17 protein-coding genes and 2 pseudogenes are annotated in these 18,435 nt (G+C 44.8%); 6 read left to right on the forward strand and 13 right to left on the reverse strand.

Features of this window, described 5'->3' with window-relative positions:
• Positions 1 to 70: 70 nt before the first annotated feature.
• The 8 genes from BM241_RS00825 to BM241_RS12165 form a co-directional block, all read right to left on the reverse strand.
• A complete protein-coding gene (locus tag BM241_RS00825) occupies positions 71 to 652 on the reverse strand; it encodes an indolepyruvate oxidoreductase subunit beta (protein WP_092281819.1) in 582 nt (193 codons plus the stop codon).
• Position 653: 1 nt separating this feature from the next.
• A complete protein-coding gene (gene iorA, locus BM241_RS00830) occupies positions 654 to 2,381 on the reverse strand; it encodes an indolepyruvate ferredoxin oxidoreductase subunit alpha (RefSeq protein WP_092281820.1) in 1,728 nt (575 codons plus the stop codon).
• Positions 2,382 to 2,628: 247 nt separating this feature from the next.
• Positions 2,629 to 2,802, reverse strand: a complete 174-nt coding sequence (locus BM241_RS00835; RefSeq protein WP_084054597.1) for a DUF1540 domain-containing protein — start codon at positions 2,800 to 2,802, stop codon at positions 2,629 to 2,631.
• Positions 2,803 to 3,191: 389 nt separating this feature from the next.
• On the reverse strand, positions 3,192 to 4,286 hold the full coding sequence (locus BM241_RS00840; RefSeq protein ID WP_092281821.1) for a Gfo/Idh/MocA family protein: 1,095 nt from the start codon (positions 4,284 to 4,286) through the stop codon (positions 3,192 to 3,194).
• Between the two features lie 82 nt (positions 4,287 to 4,368).
• Positions 4,369 to 5,541, reverse strand: coding sequence for a glycerate kinase family protein (locus tag BM241_RS00845; RefSeq protein ID WP_092281822.1), 1,173 nt, complete (start codon positions 5,539 to 5,541; stop codon positions 4,369 to 4,371).
• Positions 5,542 to 5,626: 85 nt separating this feature from the next.
• The gene (gene scfB / locus BM241_RS00850; RefSeq protein ID WP_092281823.1) at positions 5,627 to 6,991 is read right to left on the reverse strand and encodes a thioether cross-link-forming SCIFF peptide maturase; all 1,365 of its coding nucleotides are present in this window, start codon (positions 6,989 to 6,991) and stop codon (positions 5,627 to 5,629) included.
• Between the two features lie 257 nt (positions 6,992 to 7,248).
• Positions 7,249 to 8,202 (reverse strand): ROK family protein, encoded by a 954-nt coding sequence (locus BM241_RS00855; RefSeq protein ID WP_092281824.1) that lies wholly within the window; start codon positions 8,200 to 8,202, stop codon positions 7,249 to 7,251.
• A gap of 177 nt (positions 8,203 to 8,379) precedes the next feature.
• Positions 8,380 to 8,481 (reverse strand): serpin family protein, encoded by a 102-nt coding sequence (locus BM241_RS12165; protein ID WP_207648939.1) that lies wholly within the window; start codon positions 8,479 to 8,481, stop codon positions 8,380 to 8,382.
• A 92-nt stretch (positions 8,482 to 8,573) separates the two neighbouring features.
• Here BM241_RS12165 and BM241_RS00860 point away from each other — a divergent pair, with 92 nt between their 5' ends.
• The 3 genes from BM241_RS00860 to BM241_RS00870 all read left to right on the forward strand — a co-directional run bounded on the left by BM241_RS00860 (position 8,574) and on the right by BM241_RS00870 (position 12,609).
• A complete protein-coding gene (locus BM241_RS00860; protein ID WP_092281825.1) occupies positions 8,574 to 10,157 on the forward strand; it encodes a spore germination protein in 1,584 nt (527 codons plus the stop codon).
• Positions 10,147 to 11,304, forward strand: coding sequence for a Ger(x)C family spore germination protein (locus BM241_RS00865; RefSeq protein WP_092281826.1), 1,158 nt, complete (start codon positions 10,147 to 10,149; stop codon positions 11,302 to 11,304). The genes BM241_RS00860 and BM241_RS00865 overlap by 11 nt, the downstream gene beginning before the upstream one ends.
• Before the next feature lie 216 nt (positions 11,305 to 11,520).
• Positions 11,521 to 12,609 carry a GerAB/ArcD/ProY family transporter gene (locus tag BM241_RS00870; protein ID WP_025746723.1) on the forward strand — a complete coding sequence of 363 codons (1,089 nt, stop codon included), beginning with the start codon at positions 11,521 to 11,523 and terminating at the stop codon, positions 12,607 to 12,609.
• On the opposite strand, the gene BM241_RS00875 is transcribed toward BM241_RS00870, so the two are convergent.
• From BM241_RS00875 to BM241_RS00885, 3 genes are all read right to left on the reverse strand, one after another.
• Complete coding sequence (locus tag BM241_RS00875) at positions 12,598 to 12,822, reverse strand: DUF3006 domain-containing protein (protein WP_025746724.1); 225 nt, start codon at positions 12,820 to 12,822, stop codon at positions 12,598 to 12,600. The two genes, BM241_RS00870 and BM241_RS00875, sit on opposite strands and share 12 nt — an antisense overlap.
• 15 nt (positions 12,823 to 12,837) lie before the next feature.
• The gene (locus tag BM241_RS00880) at positions 12,838 to 13,761 is read right to left on the reverse strand and encodes a ComEC/Rec2 family competence protein (RefSeq protein ID WP_025746725.1); all 924 of its coding nucleotides are present in this window, start codon (positions 13,759 to 13,761) and stop codon (positions 12,838 to 12,840) included.
• Positions 13,762 to 13,956: 195 nt separating this feature from the next.
• Positions 13,957 to 14,898 (reverse strand): DUF2935 domain-containing protein, encoded by a 942-nt coding sequence (locus BM241_RS00885; protein WP_092281827.1) that lies wholly within the window; start codon positions 14,896 to 14,898, stop codon positions 13,957 to 13,959.
• 217 nt (positions 14,899 to 15,115) lie between these two features.
• Here BM241_RS00885 and BM241_RS00890 point away from each other — a divergent pair, with 217 nt between their 5' ends.
• Genes BM241_RS00890 through BM241_RS00900 form a run of 3 tightly spaced genes read left to right on the forward strand, consistent with a single transcriptional unit; the run spans position 15,116 to position 17,858 of the window.
• Entirely contained in the window at positions 15,116 to 16,096 is a 981-nt protein-coding gene (locus BM241_RS00890; protein ID WP_025746726.1) for an ABC transporter substrate-binding protein, read from the forward strand.
• Between the two features lie 16 nt (positions 16,097 to 16,112).
• Entirely contained in the window at positions 16,113 to 17,000 is an 888-nt protein-coding gene (locus tag BM241_RS00895; protein WP_207648940.1) for an ABC transporter permease, read from the forward strand.
• A gap of 54 nt (positions 17,001 to 17,054) precedes the next feature.
• Entirely contained in the window at positions 17,055 to 17,858 is an 804-nt protein-coding gene (locus BM241_RS00900; protein WP_025746728.1) for an ABC transporter ATP-binding protein, read from the forward strand.
• Positions 17,859 to 18,040: 182 nt separating this feature from the next.
• On the opposite strand, the pseudogene BM241_RS00905 reads toward BM241_RS00900, so the two are convergent.
• A pseudogene (locus BM241_RS00905) lies at positions 18,041 to 18,229 on the reverse strand (multidrug ABC transporter ATP-binding protein); the annotation flags it as partial.
• Positions 18,230 to 18,247: 18 nt separating this feature from the next.
• A pseudogene (locus BM241_RS12335) lies at positions 18,248 to 18,435 on the reverse strand (hypothetical protein); the annotation flags it as partial.

Genomic DNA, 18,435 nt, shown 5'->3' on the forward strand with positions numbered 1-18,435 from the left:
CATGACCTATTTCTTGAACTTCTTTTTATTTTTTAATCAACCTTACAATGCTTTTGCCGTCAAAGATGACTTATGATAACTCCGAATTATATCCCCTGTGAAATGCCTTTAAATTGACTTCAATTGTCTTGGGAGGTACTGCCGTCTTTATGGCCTTCTCCCACATTGGAGGTTCAACGTTCAAAAATCGAGCCAGCACGCCGATGAGAACAGTATTAGCCACTTTTATGTTCCCCAGCTCCTTTGCAACGGCCAGAGCATCAAAGAATACAGCGCCGGGGCAAACATTTCGTATTCTGTCTTCCAAATCTTTAGGATACTCATAAGCTCCCATTATCACCGACATGGGCTCTATCTCCTGAGAGTTTATTATAGCCCTTCCCTGCTCTTTCAAAAAATGAATCCACCGCAGCGCCTCCATCTTCTCAAACGCTAGCAGTATATCGGCAGTACCTGGCTCAACCAGCGGCGAAAACACCTTTGTGCCGTATCTTACATGGGTGACTACGCTGCCGCCTCTCTGTGCCATTCCATGAACCTCGGATATTTTGACGTCATACCCCAAATCTACAAACAGGCTCCCCAATATCCTGCTGGCAAGCAGGGTGCCCTGTCCGCCTACGCCTACTATGAGTATACTCCTAGTGTCCATATTATTCACCTGCCCTTCTTATTGCACCGAATTTGCATACCTTAACGCACAGCCCGCAGCCATTGCACAGGGCCTGGTTGATGTGCATGCCGTCGGACTTTTTCTCGATGGCAGGACAACCCAAGCGCAGGCAAACGCCACAAAGCCGGCAGGTATCCCTATCGATTGACAGAGGTGCCTTCATCTCCTTTGATAGCAGCGCGCACGGACGCTGTGCAATAACTACAGACGGCTCTTCCCTCTGCGTTTCCTCCTTGAGAACCTTCTCTACCTCTTCAAGGTCAAAAGGATCAACTACCCTGACGTGCTCTATACCTATGGCTTTTATAAGGTTTACCAGGTTGAGCGGCGTGACAGCCTCCCCCTTGATGGTGCGCCCCGTTCCTGGATGGTCCTGATGCCCCGTCATACCCGTGGTGTAGTTGTCCAGTATGACCACGGTGGAAGTCCCCTGGTTATACACTATATCTATAAGCCCTGTGATCCCCGAATGTATAAAGGTGGAGTCACCGATGACGGCCACCAGCCTGCGCGAGAAATCCCTTCCTCGCGCTTTTTCCATTCCATGGGCCATCCCAACGCTGGCTCCCATGCATACGCAGGTATCGATGGCCTCAAGCGGGGGCAGAGCCCCTAAAGTATAGCATCCTATATCCCCGGTGGCATGAAGCCTGAGCTTTTTCATGACATAATATATACCCCGATGAGGGCAACCAGGACACATGACAGGTGGCCGTGGCGGAAGGTCCTGCGCTGGCCTTACGTCAGGCGCCCTGCCCGCGATTTTCTCCACTATCATGTTTGCGCTCAATTCGCCCTGCACAGGGAATATCTCTTTCCCAATGACAGGAATTCCCCAGCTCTTGATTTGCTCTTCCAGCACCGGTTCGAGCTCCTCTATGACATACAGCTTGCGCACCTTACTGGCAAACGACTCGATAAGCCTTCGCGGCAGGGGATTGACCATGCCCAGCTTTAAAAAGGAAGCGTTGGGCAGTGCCTCCTTGGCGTATTGATATACTATGCCGCTCGCTATGATGCCAATTGACGTATCACCCATTTCGATGCGGTTTATCCACAAATCGTTGGCAGCGTCGGCCAAAGCCTTCATACGCCTTTCCACTTCTACATGGCGCTTTCTGGCCATGGCCGGCATCATAACGTTTTTATCGGGTAGCTTTTTGTAATCTTTGAGCTTTATATCCATCCTTTCGCCCAGGGTCACAATGCTCTGTGAATGAGCGATGCGCGTAGTAAGCCTAATTAGCACAGGGGTATCGTATTCCTCGCTAAGCTCAAAGGCAAGTTTAACAAAGTCCAAAGCCTCCTGGCTGTCAGCCGGCTCCAGCATAGGTACCTGGGATGCGCGAGCGTAATAGCGGCTGTCCTGTTCATTTTGAGAGCTGTGCATACCTGGGTCGTCCGCCACTATAATGACCAGACCGGCATTGACCCCTGTGTACGAAACGGTAAATAAAGGATCTGCCGCTACGTTGAGCCCCACATGTTTCATGGCCACCATGGCCCTTGCCCCGGCAAATGAAGCGCCAATTGCTACCTCCAGCGCAACCTTTTCATTGGGCGACCACTCAGCATAGATTTCATCATATTTCGCTGCAAATTCGGTGATTTCGGTACTGGGCGTGCCGGGATATGCTGTTGCCACCCTTACCCCCGCCTCATAGGCTCCCCTTGCAATCGCCTCATTCCCCAACATTAATCTCTTCACGTTATCCCTCCAAAGCATTTACTGTTTTTTCAAATAACATCCCACTCACTCGCTGCTCAGCTGGCAGTTTTTGTGATCCATGCTCGTATTTGAATTTTGCTTTCATAGTTGTTGTAACACAGAATATATTTTAAAATTATAAATCAATTTATAAAAAAAAGAAAGGGTTGAAGAGCCAATTTTTAAAACAAGAGGGGTATGCCCATTAGGACATACCCCTCTTTTAAAGTTTTTGCACAATAGGCCCTTACTTGTGAACAAAGGTGGCACAATCGGTTTCCTGAGTGGTTCGAGCGTTTCGCGGTTGGATCTCGATTTTTGCGGCCCCGCAATAGTCACCTTCCATATAGTAATGGCAGGTGTTTACAACGCACTTGACCCCGGAAAGAGGCTGATTCTTTTTCTCTACTCGGCCTTCCATTTTGCATATCCCTCCCATAAAGTCTATAAAATCAAGGTTGTCTATTTTAGCTTTTACTTTATAGGAGGATTTTATTCAGTTGGTTTATTTTGTAAAAACTGAATGGATTGCTCTCTTCGGATGAGCAGAGTCCAGTCTTATGAATCATTTTTGGGAATAATTCCCCAAATACGAGCAGCTTCCTCTTTAACTCTCGCATCAGCGTCATTTTTAGCAACATATCTCGGGCGTTCAATAGTATTTGAACTTCCTAATTTTACCTAAAAAGATGACCGCATTTAACCTCACCTCTGGAGCCGGGTCTCTTAACGCTATAATCAAGGGGGAGACATTTAGCTCTCCCCCCTCACTCGCCACATAGAAAGCCACATACCTAGCGATTTGCGAGTTTATTCGTCAAAATATATAGCCTTTCCTGTCCTAGCAGACTGGTATATCGCCTCAAGGATCTCGGTTACAACCAGCGCTTCTTCTGGTTTGACCACCGGCTCAGTATCGTTTATTATGCACTCGATCCACATCCTAGCTTCCTTGTCGCCAGGCGACTCAGCTTTACTGGCATCGTAGAAATCTACTCCAGAAGCATCAAGCCCTGGTTTCGTTATGTATAGCTTGCCGTATTTTTCACCGTTTATACGCAGGCCATCCCACATATCGGCTCCTGCTTCGGTTCCGCACAGGGTGGTCTTGGCTTCGCCCACCATCAAGGTGTTCAATGCCCAGCTGGCTTCTAAGATGATGGTTGCCCCGTTTTGCATGACTATGAAGCCAAAGGCAGAATCCTCCACGGTAAACTTCTTGGGATCCCATGGCCCCCACGCATTGGCAGCATTTTCACGCTGAGAAAGCTTGTGATACACAGTGCCCATAACGCTCTTCACTTTATAATTGTTCATCATCCAGAGGGTCAAATCCAGAGCATGGGTACCTATATCGATAAGCGGCCCTCCACCCTGTTCCTCTTCATCCAAGAACACGCCCCAGGTGGGAACTGCGCGGCGCCTCACGGCATGAGCTTTTGCAAAATATATCTCGCCCAACTCCCCGTTCCTGCACAGGGTATACAGGTATTCCGAATCTGGCCTGAAACGATTTTGGTAACCAATGGTCAGCTTTTTGCCTGTACGTCTGGCAGTCTCAACCATCTTTCGGGCATCGGCCGCAGTCTTAGCCATTGGCTTTTCGCACATTACGTGTTTGCCTGCTTCAAGGGCATCAACAGTTATGTAGCCGTGAGACTTATTTGGAGTGCAGACGTGTACCACATCAATGGATTTGTCTTCCAAAAGTTTTCTGTAGTCGGTGTACACCTTGGCATCTTTTGACCCGTATTGTGCGGCTGCCTTTTCAGCCCTTTCCTCTATGATATCGCAAAATGCCACCATCTCCACGCAATCCAGCTTAGCCAACCCCGGCATGTGCTTGCCGTTGGCTATCCCCCCGCATCCTATAATTCCCACTCTAACCTTATCTTTGCAGCCCATTATTAACCCTCCCTAACTTTTTTGGCAAAATTATGTTTTTCATGATAAGATATTACCATATTGAAAATCTTTTTTCAACAGCTTAAATTTTTACCAATTTGCCAGACTCACACTGTTTAAGCTCCATTCCCAGTTTTATAAACCTGAACATTCGATCAGCGGCATCCTTCAAAAGCTCTTCAGCTCTGGCTATAGCCTCGTCTAGCGACATGGGAGCGTTCACGGTGGGCATAATGCCAGATATCCCGCATTCATACACCCTCTGTGCCCCTGGCCCCATACCTCCTACTACGGCAACCACCTTGACCCCCTTTGGCTTGCAGCGCCTGGCTATCCCTACGGGCACCTTGCCGTACACCGACTGCCCATCAATCCTGCCCTCGCCAGTTATCACAAGGTCAGCTCCCTCGATCAGCTCATCAAATCTTACATAATCAAGGACAGTGTCAATCCCCGGCTTTAACACGGCTCCAAAAAAGGCCACCAATGCAGCCCCAAGCCCCCCTGCCGCGCCCGAGCCGGGAACCATGCTCATATCCATACCGGTTGTTTCCTTGATGAGCCGTTCATAGTTTTTCATCCCGGACTCCAAAATACCAAAGGTCTCTTCAGTTACCCCTTTTTGCGGACCATACACGGCTGTAGCCCCGTCAGGCCCTGTAAGGGGATTGCTCACATCGCATATAACGGTAATGGTACTCTCTTTAATCCGTGGATCTATATCATCCAAGATAATCCTATCGATAAACTGCAGCTGCTTGCCCCCAAATCCCACTTCTTTGCCCGACCTGTCCAGGAATTTAACTCCCAGCGCTTGAGCGGCACCAATTCCACCGTCGTTGGTGGCACTACCGCCAATCCCTATGATGAAGTCCCGGATACCTTCATCGAGCGCCTCCTTTATGATTTCACCCGTACCATAGGTAGTAGCATTCAATGGATCCCTTTTTCCAGCCGGGATAAGGGGCAGCCCAGATGCCTGTGCCATTTCGATTACTGCCGTTTTGCCATAAATTATGCCGTATTTGGCTTTAACGCGCATCCCTGGCAGCGGGCCCATTACCTCAACTGTCCTGTACTCACCTTTAGCGGCTGTAACAAGCGCGTCCACCGTTCCCTCGCCGCCATCGGCAATGGGCACCTTTACCACCTCCAAAGGCGAAAAGTGCCGCCTTGCCACCTCTTCCAGATGCTCAATGACTTCCAGGGAAGAAAAAGTCCCTTTAAACGAATCGGGCGCTAAGACGATTTTCAAGCTTCACACCCCACTTTTTACAGGCTTTTGTCACTATACCTAATCGTTAAAATGGCACACAAAGAGCGCAGTCAAACCCTAATTATCAAGCGCTTTCAAGGGAAAGCGCCACCTCCATCATAAGTGCACATTCTATCCTCTTGCGCTGCATAGCACACGCCAGCTCGTTTGGGATGTCAATGCTTCCGTTTGTAAAATACGCGTTGGCATGACACCCGCCAGAACAAAAATATTTGGCCCAGCAATCCTTGCACTTTCCCTTTGTCAGAATATTGCACCTTTTAAACTGGTCGGACAATCCCCCGGGGTCATCTATACCCCTGAATACATCTCCCATTATAAACTGCGGCTGTCCAACAAATTGATGGCAGGGATAGAAATGCCCTTCAGGCGATACCGCCAGGTATTCAAAGCCTGCACCGCAGGCTACAACCCTCCTTTGAACGCAGGGCCCGCCATAAAGGTTTATGTTAAAATGGTAAAACCTGAGCTTGTTCCCGGCCTTTATATAGTCCAGTATTCTTTTGGCCAACCTTTCATACTCGTCAAGGATTACAGGTATATGCTCATCCGTGATGTGAAATGGCTGACCTCTACCCACCACGGGTTCAATCGATATCTCTTCAAAGCCCAATCCTGCTATATGGAAAACATCTTCGGCGAAGTCCAGGTTTCTATTTGTAAACGTCCCGCGGATGTAATAGCTCTTACCGCCTCTGCTGCTTACCAATTTCCTGGCGGCATCCACAATCTCGTCATAGCTCCCCTCCCCATTTCTGTGGTATCTCATGGCATCGTGGATGCTCTTCCTTCCGTCCAGGCTTATAACCACGTTGTCCATGTTTTCGTTGATATAGCCAATCTTTTCCCTGTCGAGCAGAGTGCCATTGGTAGTTATGGTAAAATAGAACTTCTTGTTGTACCGCTTCTCCAGCTCTTTACCGTAATCAACAGCCTTTTTTATCACTTCAAAGTTGATCAGCGGTTCCCCACCAAAAAAATCTACCTCTATATTTTTTCTGTTTCCAGAATTTTGGGCAAGGTATTCCATGGCCTTAAATGCCACTTCTTCAGGCATCAGCCTTCTCTCGGAGCAGTAACTCCCTTTAGAGGCAAAGCAATACTCACAGCTTAGATTGCAGTCGTGAGCCACGTGAAGGCACAGCGCCTTTAAGCCGCTATTATTTTCAAGCTGTCGGAGGAGAACGGCTTCATCTAATTCAGGGCTGTATAGCATTCCCTGTTCCGTTAGCTGCTCAATTTCCCGGCAAGCCTCTTTAACGCTGTCCACACCGAATTTATCCCCAAACTTCTGAATGGCCCTGTCTGCCGAAAAATTATCCGGAAAAGCCTTTAAGATTTCGTATGTTATCCTATCAAGGCTGTGTACACTTCCACTATTGACATCTACTGCTATGTAAAGTCCATTCATCTCAAAAGCATGTACCACTCTTAAGCTTCCCCCCACTTACACAAAACATTATCAATCAATATTCTTACCTATATTAGCTAAAAGGCAGTTATGCGCTAGTTGTTGGACATCAAATTGTAATACCAGTTATAATAATACCATCAAACATCGAGCCGTGTCTATTCCTATAAAAAATAAAAAACAGAGGGGAACATTTTACTCTAATAAAATATTCTCCTCCGAGTTTTTACAAAACAGTCAGCATTTCGCATCTAAATTCTAACCGCTGTACAACTTCAAAACATTTTTCCTAGCATTGCTGCACCCACTATGCCTGCATCGTTGCCCAGCTGTGCAGCAACTATCCTGGTCTGAGGCACCCCCTCAACAGTATAGATCCTTTCGCTCACTAACTTTCTGAGCGGCGCCAACAGATATTCTCCTTCTTTCGAGATTCCGCCGCCTATGGCTATAATTTCTGGCTGGAATATGTTTATTACGTTTGCCAGACCCTCGGCAAGGTATTTCATATATTCTTCAACAATCTGCAGCCCAACCCTGTCTCCCTGTCTTGCGGCGTCAAAAGGAACTTTAGCATTTATCTTTGACAGATCCCCATCAACAAGCTTATTTATTAAAGAATCGGGATTGGCAACGGCTGCTTTTTTTGTTTGACGTATCAAAGCAGTGGCAGAAGCATAAGCCTCCCAGCATCCCTTTCTTCCGCATGTGCACTGCTCGCCGTCTACCACAATCACCATGTGCCCCATTTCGGCAGCAGCATTGTTAAAACCGCTGTAAACCTTGCCATCTATCACAACTCCAGTGCCTACACCCGTACCCAGTGTAATTGTAACCGAATGCTTTGCTCCCTTGCAGGCCCCCGCCACGCTTTCAGCAAGAGCAGCCACATTGGCGTCATTGTCAAGATAGACAGGAAGGTCTACGTATTTCTGCATTTCAGCCCGCATAGGAACATTTCTGAATTTAAGATTGTTTGCATAAACGAGAATACCTTCTTCACTGTTGGGCGTTCCCGGACTTCCTATCCCTATAGATTTTACTTCTTTCAAAGAAACGCCAGAGTCCTCAATCACTTTCAGCGAAAGCATGGCCATATCTTTTATGATTTCAGGATATTCCCTTTCATTTAAAGTGGGAACGCTATCCTTATGGATGATTTTTCCTTCTTCATCGACAAGCCCTACAGCTATATTGGTTCCTCCCAGATCAATTCCTATGTAATACATATTCATTATACCTCCTCAAGCGTAGTTTCTATACTAAATAATACAGTATATTTTGGCAAAAAACAATATAAAAACCATTAACCCTGAAATAATCTTTAGGTTAACGGTCGACAAATATTTTGATGTTCACCAGGGCTAATGGTCGCAGAATTAATGATGCTTATATACCAGGATCAACTACGAATCAACTATAGCTCCCACAAACAGTATAACGCCCGTCAAATTATCCCGTATTATGAACATGAAAGGCCGATCCATAACCATCCTGAATCTATCCAAAGACATGCCTTTTGTCCTTAGCTTTTTGCTCCTTGAAACTTACGCATGCATTCCCAATGGGCAGGTTATACTACAAGAAGGGTGATGTGGATATGTTTAGAAAAATAAAGAAGCGTTTGAGGCTGGGAAATCAGCAAGACAACATCGATACAATATATACGGGCATAGATGAGCCTCTGCCGCGGAATATCGAAAGAGTGAAAGAGAGGCTTAATGAGATTTTTTCGGAATGCAGCGATTATATTCAAAGGGAGATAGTATGCGGAGAGGATGGCTGTATTCGAATACTGGTCTCATATATTGAAGGACTTGTGGACAGGAGTATATTAAATCAGGATGTGGTTCGTCCCATACTCGACTATTTCTCGAGTGTAGAGGCGCAGGACAAAGCAAAGCGTGTATATCAACTTATAAAAGAACGCGTTATAAGCAATAATGAAGTTGAAGAAGTTCAAAGCATGCAGCAGGTGGTATACAAAATCGTATCGGGTGATGCGGTGCTTTTTGTGGATGGAAGCAAAAGTGCGCTGGTTGTGGGGGTTAAAGCCCCACAGGGCAGGCAGGTTGAGGAACCCGACACGGAGGTTTCCATAAGGGGCCCAAGGGAAGGTTTTGTTGAAAATCTTGCTACAAATATGGTCCTCATTCGCAAAAGGATTAAAACCCCCAACCTGAAATTCGAGATGATGCAGCTAGGCATTCAGACCAAAACCGATATCTGCATATGCTACATCAAGGGAATTGCAAATGAAGAAATCGTCAAGGAAGTACGAAAGAGGGTTAAAAAGATTAGAGGTGACGCCATCCTCGATACGGGGTATATAGAACAGTACATAACCGACAACCGGCTAACCCTTTTCCCCATTGTGGGAAACAGCGAAAAATGCGACAAGCTGGTAGCAAAGCTGCTTGAAGGCAGGGTGGCAATACTGTGCGATGGCACTCCCTATGTCATTACAGTACCTCATCTTTTTATAGAATCTATCCAGACGTCAGATGATTACTACGACCATGCTTTTTTTGCGTCATTCATGAGAGTGCTGCGGTTCCTTGCACTGCTTATATCCAATTTACTGCCAGCGATGTACGTAGCACTGGTCAGCTTCCATCACACAGTAATACCCTTTAAACTTATAATTACGCTGGCTGCTTCACGGCAGGGAATTCCTTTTTCGCCTTTTGTAGAGGCCTTATTAATGTTAGCGGCTTTCGAGCTCCTGCGCGAGGCCGGAGTGCGCATGCCCAGGACGATAGGGCAAGCGCTCAGCATAGTAGGGGCTATCGTGCTGGGCGAGGCATCGGTTAATGCAGGGATTGCCAGCAACCTTATGGTGATCATTATTGCCATAACCGCCATATGCAGCTTCGTTGTTCCACCGCTCATTAGAGCCACCATGCTGTTGCGCTTCGTTTTTTTAATAGCCGCCAATTTTTTAGGTTTCCTGGGAATATCTTTAGTGGGAGTAACTGTTATCATACACCTATGCAGGCTGCGCTCCTTCGGCATCCCATATATGGCGCCCTTTTCTCCGCTTACAGCTACCGATCTTAAGGATTCGATTATTATGGTGCCAATATGGGCAATGATAACCCGGCCAAAGATACTGTTTCAGGAGGATACAAGAGGTACTGTAGGTATAAAGCGTCGGGAGGTGAACAAAATAGGTGAGGGTTAAAAAACTGGCGATTGTACTCATGCTGCCCGTCCTGCTGACCGGATGCTGGGACAACGTGGATTTAGCAGACATCAACATAGTAACTGCTCTGGGAATAGACAAAGCCGAAGACGGAAAGATCATTGTAACCGTGCAGGTGATAGAACCGGCCGCTTTACAATCGACATCTTCAGGCCAAGCAAGAGGAGGATCAGCGCAGCCCAAGCCGGTATTTGTTGAGTCATATAAAGGTGAAACTATTTACGATGCCTTAATAAGCATGAAGTCGATAGTAGATAAAAGGCTGTTTTTAAGCACAACCCAGGTTTTGATTCTCGGAGAGAGGTTTTGCAAAGACGGTATCAATGAAGCACTGGACTTTCTCCACAGGGATTATCAATCAGAGTATCTAACAGATGTACTGGTGGCAAAGGATGTAACTCCTGAACAAATTTTGAAAGTACAGCCTGACATGGAGGCTATTCCAGCAATGTACATAAAGGGGACAATAGAAAACACGGCCATAAGGGCAAAGGTAAAACGAACAATGTTAATAAATTTGTTTAAGGACATAGAGAACAAATGCAGGCAGGTTACCATTGGTCAAATAACAAAGGAGAACGAAAAAACAGTTAAAACAGAAGGCACAGCCGTCTTCAAGGATGGGAAACTGGTTGGATGGCTGGACCAATACCAAACAAGGGGATATTTGTTTGCAACAGATAAAGTAAAAAGCACTGTTATCAATATTCCGGTAACCAATGGCAAGATGTCCATAGAGGTATCAAATTCGAGCGGAAAAATAGACGTAGAATTCAAAAATGGTGAACCAGCTAGACTGTCTGTTCAAGTTCGCCTTGAAGGAATCATAGGGGAATACACAGGGAAAAAACCGCTTAATTCTCCTGACGATATATACAAATTAGAAAAAATTTTAAGCCAAGAGGTTAAAAAGGAAATCGTTATGGCGCTGAATAAAGCACAAAAGGATTATTCCAGTGACATATTTGGATTTGGCACAGTGGTGCATAAATATTATCCACATTACTGGAAAAAGGTAATGGACGAGTGGAACGATGTCTTCAGCAAACTGCCAGCTGACATCAAGGTGGAGGCAAAAATAATGCGTGCGGGACTCATAAAAAGTCCAATGATGAAAGATGAATAGCAACATCCTAATAATATTAATAATTTTTACTATTCTGGGATTGTATGACTTTCGGCGATTTATAAGAAAAAAAGAACCAGCAAAAGTGTTTATTGTTAATATTATCATTATGGCATCAAGCCTTGCCATAGGATTGCTTTTGGCGATAGGGAAAAGGCCTATCAGCCCTTCACAATGGATAGAGCGGATGTTAAAAATGACGGGAGTGATAAAGTGATGGAGAAAGCCAGAATATCCAGCTTACAATTATTTCTGCTTATAACAGGTTTTCTATTTGGAAGCACGCTGATTTTAAATCCAGCAACGGGCGCAAAAAACGATGGGTGGCTGGCCATACTTATAAGTGGAGCAGGTGGTACACTGCTGCTCGCAGTATATGCCTCAATCGCGTTATTAAATCCCTCGAAGACACTAGTGGAAATCTTGAGACATCGATTTGGAAGGGTTATAGGGAATATAATCGCCGTACTCTATATATGGTACTTTATACACCTGGCTTCCCTGGCGCTTAGAAACTTTGGTTCGTTCATAGTAACAACCACATATCCCAAAACACCCCTGGAAGTCATTGTCGGTATTTTTGTCCTTGTAGTTATGTACGCTGTAAACAGCGGCGTAGAGGTCATAGGAAGGGCAAGCGAAATCTTGGTGCCGTTTGTGCCAGTTATAGCCGTTATTATCAGCTTGGGGATTCTAACCGTCCACGATTTTACCGCATTTCTTCCTGTGTTAGAAAACGGGATAAGCCCTGTAATAAAAGCAAGTTTAAACTTGCTTACCTTTCCATTTGGGGAGACCATCGTATTTCTGATGATATTTCCACATTTAAACAAGAGAGAGAATCTGAAAAAAGTTTCGACTTTATCGGCATTATCGGCCACTGGGCTGTTTCTCTTTATTTTTTTCAGGGATATAACTGTACTTGGAAGCCACCTTATATATCAAGCGACCTTTGTACCTCACCTGACTTCTGTGCTCATTCCAGGTATAAACCTAGAGCCGCTTTTTAATGTAAACCTGATAATAGGTGGAAGTATAAAGGTTGTGATTTGCATGTACGCTGCTGTAAACGGTTTGGATCAGCTCATTGGAGCCAACGACTACAGGAAATTCACCACAGCGGTGGCCACGTTTTGCGTTGTGCTTTCTATATGGGTGTATGAAAATATATTCGAAATGTTTGATTGGGCTGAAAATATATGGCTCTACTATTCCATACCGTTCCAGATAGTCATCCCTTTGATGCTGTTGTTTTTATCTTTAATCAAAAAAGGCAACCCGGCTCACGAGAAATCAATTGAATAGTGAATCCATCATCCTCTTTATTCTGCTTTTTCTTGCTTCGGTTTCAGCGTAATCTACTTTAATGTCATCTTCTTTATCTCCCATGATTATGAGTACAGTCCCTTCCTTTGCATCCTTGGGCAGCCTCGATTTTTCTATATTAATGATTTTCCTGTCTTCGTCTTCACAAACCGCAAAATCGCCTTCAAATCTGTCAATTATAACTTTCTTCATTGCCAAGAGCCCTCCTTATGGATTGAGCATTTCAATTGCCTTTCCATCGCTGGTTGCGATTATGGTGCCCGATTCATCGGTCCTGTATATTTCAGCACCTGCCTGCCTGAGCCTCTGTAGCGTTTCAGGTGCCGGATGCCCGTAATCATTATCCTCTCCAACTGATATCACCGCTATTTTAGGTTGTACGGCTTCCAAAAATTCCATTGACGTAGAATACCTGCTTCCATGATGGGCAACCTTTAGCAAATCTGCCCTTAAGTCATACCCCTTCTCAAGCATTTCCTCTTCTGATTCAAAGCCTGCATCCCCTGTAAACAAGAATGATGTGGCGCCGTACTGCAACTTTATAACCACCGAATAATCATTGGTGTCTTCATAAGCTTCGCTGTTAGGGGCAAGTATGGTAAATTCGGCTTCTCCAAGTGGATATTTGGTGCCGGGTACTGGAGGAGTAACCTTCAGCCCCTTGTTTGAAATGGCCTCCAGCACATCCTCAAAGGTTTTTGTGGTGCTCTCCACCCTGGGCATTATTATGCTTTTCACCTCAAAGGCGTTTATAACGGCATCCATCCCGCCGATGTGGTCTTCATGGGGATGGGTTGCAACAACATAGTCCAGCGTTGTTATTCCTCTGTCCTTTATGTAATCAACAACCAGCTGGCTGTCTGCGTTGTTTCCGGCGTCTATCAGCATCGCGGCATCCTTCATCGTAATCAAAATGCTGTCGGCCTGCCCTACATCGATAAAATGTACTGTTAAACCATCATTTATTATACCGTCTTTTTCAAACGACGTTATGTCTTTTTTACCTGGAACATCTCCAGATGATTTAAAATTATTTTCGCCGGATATCTTAAATATAACCAAAATAATGAATACCACAAGTATTATTAGTGTTTTTATGTCCCGTGCTGTTATTTTAGCTCCTTTTTTCAAGGTAATATCATTCCCTTCCCTTTAGCCATTTAATGCATTTTTTCAACCTAAAAACCAATAATATTATGCAACATAAGATATTATATAACATAAGCTGGTAATATGGAAATAATAATTTTTTTGTCATTAATAGTGCTGTTCTCGTGTATGACAAATTATCAAAATAGCCAACCAGAAGAAACATCTTCTAGTTGGCTATTCATTTTTGATATATTTTTGTCTTTGAAATGTTTTTAAAAGCCGCAAATAGTGATTTGCTTCGCGCAGCGTATGATCGGCCAGTAACGGTATAATTATGGACCTGATCTTGCATTCAAGCAATCCCCGGGTCCCCTGCGCTTTGAAATCCCGAATTGCCTGCGTTGCTCTGAGGCTTTCCTCCGTAACCTTTGCCGGCGGTATCGTCTTTTCCATTGCAGCCTTGGCTTCTTTCGTCAATTGATCAAATTCATTCCCAAAATCATTGGCCTTCTTGAATAATTCCTCTTCCGTGGGATCAAGCAGCCCCCGGATAAATTTTGCATGCTCAGCCATAATTCTGTTCCAGAATAGCTCCTGCTCAAGGGCTTCCCTCTCGATATTGATGCTCTCTCCGTTTTGAATTCTCTGAATCATTCGTAAATAAAGTTTTGCTTCCCTTAAAATATGCTCAATCAGCAAAGGATAGTTAACCGTAAACATTTTACAGGATAAAACATTGGATAAAATAGCAGTTTTAAACTGTATTAGTGCAGCAACTAAATTCATTGCCCTTTGATTAAGCATAAACACTCTCTGTTCAAGTATCGGATTGGCTCCTGTAAAACCCCCGCCTGACAATCCTGCTTCCGCTTCAGTTAATTCAGTTGGTATCCGAACCCCTGTTAAATATGAAGAAGCCATTTCAGCTTCAAGCGTATATTGCGTTATTACTTCTCCCGATTTGAGCACCTCGGGACTGACAACGCCATTGGAAAGTGAGATGGTTTCCCCTAAAAGCTTATCAAAAGCCCTCCTAAATCCATCTGCTTCATGGATAAAATCAGTATCTCTGGGCGTAAATCCTACTTGAAGAAAAAATGAGTGTTCCTTCATGATCCTCGCAAAAAAAAGATGTATATCCAGCGATTGACGAACGAAATCCTTATTTGGAAGCATTGTTCATCTCTCCTCAAATAAATTCTCATGCTGTGTTGTTATTTTATGCTTGCGTTATACAAAACGTTACTATACAAACAAATAAAAACGCTGGATCGCTTTCTTGATTTTGCAATATTGATATGCTATTATAATTAGCAAGTAGTATGGTAGTACGGTAGGGAAAAGCATAAGCTGTCTATTTCCCTCCGTCAATAAAAAAAGGGGGAATTTTTTTATGTTAAAAAAAGTATTTATCCTTATTTTATCAACAGCACTCTTATCAACTACTTTTATTGCATGCAGCCAAACAGCATCTTCAAACAAGGTAATTAAAATAGGCATATCACAGTTAGTAGAGCATCCGGCTCTGGATAGTGCCCGTGAAGGCTTTATTGAAGCACTCAAGGAAGCCGGTTATGAAGATGGCAAGAACATCAAGATCGATTTTCAGAATGCGCAGAATGATATAACCAATGCGCAGACCATAGCCCGTAAATTCGTTGATGAAAAAGTGGATATGATACTTGCCATAGCTACGTCGGCAGCTCAAGCGGCGGCTAACGTAACCAAGGATATACCCATATTGATTACGGCAGTGACTGATCCAGTGTCAGCGGGCTTGGCTGAAAGCCTTGAAAAACCCGGTGGCAATGTAACCGGAACAACCGATATGAATCCCGTAGCCGAACAGATTAAATTGATCAAGGACCTCGTACCAAATGCCAAAAAGGTCGGTATATTATATAATGCCGGTGAGATAAATTCAAAGGTTCAGGTGGATATAGCAAAGCAGGCTGCTGCAGAGTACGGATTAACTATAATAGAAGCCACAGTAAGCAACAGCAACGAAGTCAGCCAGGCTACTCAATCGCTGATGGGAAGGGTGGATGCCATTTACGTTCCCACTGACAACACCATAGTCTCCTCCATAGGAGCGGTTATAAAGGTTGCAAATGATCACAAAATACCGGTCATAGGCTCTGAACGAGGCCAGGTAGAGGCAGGAGCTATAGCGACCAAAGGTATAGATTATAAAGAGTTGGGCAAACAAACCGGCCGAATAGCCGTAGAGATTATAAAGGGCAAAAAACCTCAGGATATACCGATAGAAGGTGCTAAAGTTGTCACTCTAATAATTAACCAAAAAGCAGCTGAGACCATTGGTCTGACCATACCGAAAGATATACTGGATAATGCCGACGAGGTTATAAAATGATGATGAGGTGGTTTGATTGTTTGGTCTGATGGTTACATCCCTGGAACAGGGGCTGGTTTTTGGCATAATGGCGCTGGGAGTCTATATTACGTTTAAAGTACTTGACTTCCCTGATTTAACAGTAGATGGGAGCTTTCCGCTTGGCGCAGCGGTGGCTTCCATCATGATTTTTAACGGCGGCAATCCCTTTTTAGCGCTGTGTTTGGCTACAGCAGCTGGCATAGCTGCTGGCTGCATTACAGGCTTCCTCAACACACGGGGAAAGATAACAGGACTGCTTTCTGGTATACTGACCATGACAGCGCTTTATTCCATAAACCTGCGCATCATGGGCCGGGCAAATGTCACGCTCCTGAACTCCAGGACCATATTTACGTATATCGAAGAATGGGGAGTGCCACACAGATGGGTATTTCTGGCGTTGTTTATAATTACGGCATTTCTGATAAAGGTTTTGCTGGATTGCTTTTTGAAAACCCAAATCGGTTTTGCCTTGAGGGCAACGGGCGATAACCCTGAAATGGCTCGAGCCAACGGAATAAACACCGATACCATGAAAATACTCGGCTTATCCCTATCAAATGGGTTGATAGCACTGTCAGGTGCACTTGTAGCACAATATCAGGGGTTTGCCGATATAGGTATGGGTATAGGCACCATTGTTGCCGGTTTGGCTTCGGTAATCATAGGTGAGATGATGCTAGGGGAAAGAACCATTTGTATGGCGACTTTTGCGACCTTGATGGGATCTTTTATCTACAGATTGAGCATTGGTATTGCATTGAGGCTAGGCTTCGCAGCCACCGATTTAAAGCTGCTCACCACAGTACTGGTGATAATAGCCCTCAGCACGCCAAAGATCAGGAATTTGCTCCGAAGCACCTCATCCACTGTCTCCAATTGAAGCTGGAACCGTGATGTTTTGCTTTGTACGGGTTTTAATGGGAAGGAGGTTATCATGCTAGAGCTTAAAGGGGTAACGAAAATCTTCAACGCAGGTACTGTTAACGAGAATGTAGTGCTGCGCGATATTAACCTCAAAGTTGATGAAGGCGATTTTATTTCTATAATCGGCAGCAACGGCGCAGGAAAATCCACCCTTTTGAACGTCATAGCAGGCGTATACCCAGTTGACAGGGGAACCATATTGCTAGATGGCAGGGATATCACCAGGGTACCCGAACATGAAAGAGCCAGGTTTATCGGTAGAGTTTTCCAAGACCCCATGAAGGGTACTGCTCCATCCATGACGATAGAGGAGAATCTGGCCATTGCCTACTGTCGAAATGCGCGCCGCACGCTCAAATGGGGCCTTAACAATAAACTCAGGGAAGAATTCAGGCAGAAATTGGCCGAAACCGGCTTGGGTTTAGAAAACCGTTTGAATTATAAGGTAAAATTGCTTTCAGGAGGGCAGCGGCAGGCCCTGACCTTAATTATTGCCACCATGGTCAAGCCCAAGCTGCTTCTTTTGGATGAGCATACTGCTGCACTGGATCCGTCCACTGCCCGCCTGATAAACAACCTGACCGAAAAAGTCGTCCTCCAGAAAGGTATAACCACACTCATGATCACACATAACATGGAGCATGCCATTAAAATGGGTAATCGACTTATAATGATGGACAAAGGGCAGATTATACTGGATATAAAGGGTTCGGATAAAACATCGCTCACCGTGAATGAATTGGTGGGTATGTTTGAACAGGCTGCCCAGAGGAAATTCGACGAAGACAGGATCATGCTGGGGGCGAGAAGCTAATTTAAAAAATAAATAAGTTTTTCTAATATTATCCCCTACAAATATATGCCGCATATATATGAAATAAGCAGCAAAGAGCGCACATAAATTTTGTAGCAGCTTCTGCAATACTTTCCCCGTTTTTCAGGCTATTTACTTTTATTAAATTTTTAAAACTTTATTCGTAACCAACATAATACCCGTTAACTAATACGTGTCAAAATACCTCCATCCATTTCACAAACGGTATCGCACAGCGCCTCTATATCCTCCGCATAATGGGATGACAATATAATGGTAGCTCCTTCCCTGTTTAATTCCTTGAGCACCTCGCGAATCTCCAAAACGCCCTGCTTATCAAGGCCGTTCATCGGCTCATCAAGTATAAGCAGCGCAGTATCGTTTTAAGGTCAATCATTTTTTATCCTCCTCCGTATCTGTCCCACCGTTCCATATCCCATCAGCAGGCATAAAATTAAAACGATTACCAGCTTTAGCAGCAGCGATGTATGCGGAGAGCCTGTGGGATACATACCTTCTACCAGTACAACTATCCTCAGATATTGAGGAATACTTCGTCCGGTGGTAGCACGGTGAG

It is taken from the genome of Caldicoprobacter faecalis (assembly GCF_900115765.1).
Lineage (GTDB): Bacteria > Bacillota > Clostridia > Caldicoprobacterales > Caldicoprobacteraceae > Caldicoprobacter > Caldicoprobacter oshimai.